Origin of the sequence: Deinococcus pimensis DSM 21231, assembly GCF_000519345.1 — a bacterium.
In the GTDB taxonomy this organism is placed as follows: Bacteria; Deinococcota; Deinococci; order Deinococcales; family Deinococcaceae; genus Deinococcus_A; species Deinococcus_A pimensis.
In genome coordinates this window covers 125,118-128,888 of the sequence record NZ_KI912637.1, presented here as the reverse complement: position 1 = coordinate 128,888, position 3,771 = coordinate 125,118, and the positions used below count along the sequence as shown (strand labels likewise).

The following is a 3,771-nucleotide window of genomic DNA, read 5'->3' as shown; positions in this document are numbered from 1 at the left end:
CGTGAGGAGGCTGGCGCGCAGCACCACCTCGCGCGCGGGGTCCAGGGACCACACGTCGAGCCGCCCGAGGAGCCCGGTGACGGCCTCCAGGGCGAGCGGATCGCGGTCCACGGGAACGGGCGCGTGCCCGTGACGCTCGCGGTACGCGAGGCGGTCGCCGCGCACGAGGTACTGCACGGTGGAGCGGTACGCCCACTCGCGCGGGCTCGGCACGGTCTCCCCCACCTCCGCGTCCAGCTTCGCGATGCGCGCGAGGGCCTCCACGACGAAGCCCCGCTTGTAGGTGAGCTGCGCCGGGTACGCGGCGTGCGCGAGGTCCGTGGTGGGCAGGCCCGGCGCGTCCACCCGGTCGGGACTGCGCGTCAGGACGTCCCGAAGGACGCCGCGCCGCACGCCGCGCGCCTCCCTGACGTCCGCCGTGACGACCTCGCCCGGCAGGGCGCCCTCCACGAGCACGACGCCGCCCTCGCCGCGCGCGAGGCCCAGACCGCCTGCCACGACCTTCTCGATCGTGAAGGTGGGCGCGGCGGGCGCGGGCACGAAGCGGGCGGGCTCGCCGCCCGCCCGCGTCCGCTTCAGGCGGATTCTCGTCACTCCTCGTACTCCAGGTACGTGTAGCCGAGAAGTTCCTCGCCGTAGTCCTCTTCGAGCTCGACGGTCTGCGTGTCGTCGAGGCGTCCGGCGGCGCGGGCGCGGTCCACCTGCGCGCGGATGCTGCCGCGCAGCATGTCCTCCTCGTAACCCATCGACTCGATCAGACGGCGCGCCTTCTGGCCGCGCACGAAGAGCTCCACGAGGTGCTTGCCGCCCGGGCGGGCCGTGACGTGCGCCTCGTTGACCTTGCCGAAGAGGTTGTGCGCGCTGCCCAGCACGTCCTGGTAGGCGCCCATTAGGAAGATCCCGAGGTAGTAGGGGCGCGTGCCGGGGTCGTGCAGGGGCAGCGTGGCCTTCACGTCGCGCAGGTCGATGAACTTCTCGATCTTTCCGTCCGAGTCGCAGGTGATGTCCACGAGCGTCCCCTGCCGCGTGGGCCGCTCGTCGAGGCGGTCGAGCGGAGTGACCGGGAAGAGCGCCTGGATGGCCCAGTTGTCCGGCAGGCTCTGGAACAGGCTGAAGTTGCAGATGTACTTGTCGGCCAGCACCTTCGGCAGGTCCTCGAGTTCGTCCGGGACGTACGCGAGACCCGCGACGAGCTTCGCGAGCTTCTGCAGGATCGCGTTGAACAGCGCCTCGCCGCGCGCACGGTCGCGCAGGGTGAGGTAGCCGAGGTTGAAGAGGTTGTGGAGCGTCTCCTTGTCGCCGACCGCGTCGTTGTACATCTCGCGGTAGTTGCGGGTGTTGATGTTCGCGAGGATCTCCTCGAGGTCCTTGACGATCTGGTGCTGGTCCTCGGCGGCCTCGGGGATGCTCTGCAGGCCGCGCGTGGGACCCGTCACGTCGATGACGGGCACGACGAGCACCGCGTGGTGCGCGGTCAGGGCGCGGCCGGACTCGCTGACGATGGTGGGCTGACGCACCTCGTTGGACTTGCAGACCTCCTGCACGGTGTACACCACGTCGGCGGCGTACTCCGCGAGGGTGTAGTTCGCGCTGGCGTAGAAGGTGGTCTTCGAGCCGTCGTAGTCCACGCCGAGACCGCCGCCGACGTTGAGGTACTTCACCTGCGCGCCCTCGTCGACGAGGTCGGAGTACACCTGCGTCGCCTCGCGCACCGCGACCTTGATGCGGCGGATGTCGGTGATCTGGCTGCCGATGTGGGTGTGCAGCATCACGAGGGCGTCGAGCATGTCCTCCTGCCGGAGGCGCTCCACGACCTGCAGCAGTTCGCCCGCGTTGAGGCCGAACTTCGCCTGGTCGCCGCCGGACTCCTCCCACTGGCCGCTGCCGCGCGCGTTGAGCTTGAAGCGCACGCCGATGGCGGGGCGGATGCCGAGCTGACGCGCCACCTTGAGGACGCGTTCGAGCTCGCTGAACTTCTCCAGCGTGATGACGACGTTCTTGCCGAGGCTGCGGCCCCACAGGGCCAGCTTGATGAAGCCGTCGTCCTTGAAGCCGTTGCAGCACAGCAGCGCGTCCGGGTGGAGGTTCTGCGCGAGGCACAGGGCCAGCTCGGCCTTGCTGCCCGCCTCCAGGCCGTGCGCGTATTCGTAGCCGGCGCTCGCGATGGTCTCGACGACCATGCGGCGCTGGTTGACCTTGATCGGGAAGACGCCCTGGTAGCGGCCCTGGTAGTCGTACTCGCGCATGGCGGTGCGGAAGGCCTCGTTGAGCTGACGGACGCGGCCCGCGAGCACCTGCGGGAAGCGCAGGATGACGGGCAGGGACTCGCCGCGCGCGACGATCTCGTCGACGATGTCGGGCAGGACGGCGTTCAGGCCGGGGCCGGGCGTGACCTCCACCTCACCCTTGTCGGAGACACGAAAATAGCCGCTGCTCCAGTTGTGGATTCCGTAGAGTTCGGCGGCGTCGGCGGGGGTGAATCGGGTGCTGTTCAACTGAGGGGGCCCTCCAATGGTCGGGATGCGTGTGGAACGCTCGGAAAGCGGGTGCTGCGTCTCCCGACTCGGGGCCTCGTCACCCAGCGCGCACTGTAGCGCACGAAGAAAAAGCGTAGTGCATGTGGACGTGAAAGAAAAGGAAGCAAGGCACAAGCCTTGCTTCCTTTTCCTCGTGGCGGTCCGGACGGGATTTGAACCCGCGACCTTCTGCGTGACAGGCAGATATGCTAACCGCTACACTACCGGACCACTTGGCGCTTCGCAGCGGAGACCATAGTAGCGGCGGTCACGGCGCCTGTCAACTGCGGTGCGGCCGGGGGCCCCTGTCCCTCGACACGCGCGGGCGTGCGCGCCTAGGCTGGGTGGATGTCCGCGCGCCGCACGACCCCCGCCGTTCTCGTCGTCCTCGCCCTCACGCTCCTGATGGGCGGCTGCGCCTCCTCGCGCCCGTCCGATGCGGCGCGCGCCCTGCAGGAGGCCGTGGCGGGCACGCTCGACCGGCAGGCCGACACGCGCGAGCGTCTGCCCGAACGGCTGCGCCGCGCGACGACGTGGCGGACGAAGGTGCCCGTGGAGGCGCGCGAGCTCAGGGTCACGTACGACACGGACCTGCGGGCGGTGTCGTGGCGCGCGGACGTCACCGCGAGCGAGGAGGCGCCGCAACGGCTGCTGGACGCGGAAGGCCTGCGCCGCCTCGGGACGGTCGGCGCGCGCGAGGTGGACGCCGTGGAGGGCGGGCCCTTCGACGGGGCCTTCCTCGTCCGCGAGGGGGAGTCCTTCGCGGTGATGACGCGCGCGTACGTGCTGCGCTACGAGCCGGACCTGCTGAAGTTCGCGCGCTGAGACGAAGGAGGCCGCCCGGCCATCGGGCGGCCTCCCTCCCTGAGGGTCACTCCTGCGCTTCGGTGTCCGGCGTGGCGGCCCGGCGGGGCACTTCGGGGTTCTGGATGAACTCGGTCGGGTCGAGGTCCGCGAAGCCCACCTCCCGCTCGTACTTCTCGATCTTCACGTGCAGCCGCTTCACGTCCCCCTCCACCAGCCCGTAGTCGAAGGTCTCCCAGATCGCCGTCTGCACCCGACCCTCGTTCTCGAAGTCCGGCACCTCCCGCGTCGCCTTGATCCCCGCCTCCAGCTGCTTGCGCCCCTCGATCCCCAGGTTCCGGAACACCACCTGCACCACGTCCCGCGTGAAGTCACGCGGCCCGTAGATCCCCGCCCGGTACACCGTCTCGAAGAACTCCTCCCAGTCCGGCACCAGCTGACTCGCCGGCAT

General features: G+C 69.8%; 3 protein-coding genes, 1 tRNA gene and 1 pseudogene. 1 reads left to right on the top strand and 4 read right to left on the bottom strand.

Features of this window, described 5'->3' with window-relative positions; genetic code table 11:
- The 3 genes from DEIPI_RS39390 to DEIPI_RS0109385 form a co-directional block, all read right to left on the bottom strand.
- Nucleotides 1-510: hypothetical protein (locus tag DEIPI_RS39390; protein ID WP_045234025.1), on the bottom strand; the 510-nt coding region annotated here is incomplete at its 3' end.
- 80 nt (nucleotides 511-590) lie between these two features.
- Entirely contained in the window at nucleotides 591-2,495 is a 1,905-nt protein-coding gene (gene speA, locus DEIPI_RS0109390) for a biosynthetic arginine decarboxylase (RefSeq protein WP_027481618.1), read from the bottom strand.
- A 176-nt stretch (nucleotides 2,496-2,671) separates the two neighbouring features.
- Nucleotides 2,672-2,747: transfer RNA gene (locus DEIPI_RS0109385), tRNA-Asp, on the bottom strand.
- 117 nt (nucleotides 2,748-2,864) lie between these two features.
- On the opposite strand from DEIPI_RS0109385, the gene DEIPI_RS0109380 reads away from it, so the two are divergent.
- Nucleotides 2,865-3,341: a hypothetical protein gene (locus DEIPI_RS0109380; RefSeq protein ID WP_027481617.1), complete on the top strand. Its 477-nt coding sequence runs from the start codon at nucleotides 2,865-2,867 to the stop codon at nucleotides 3,339-3,341.
- Nucleotides 3,342-3,387: 46 nt separating this feature from the next.
- On the opposite strand, the pseudogene DEIPI_RS41320 reads toward DEIPI_RS0109380, so the two are convergent.
- Nucleotides 3,388-3,771, bottom strand: a pseudogene (locus DEIPI_RS41320) (acyl-ACP desaturase); the annotation flags it as partial.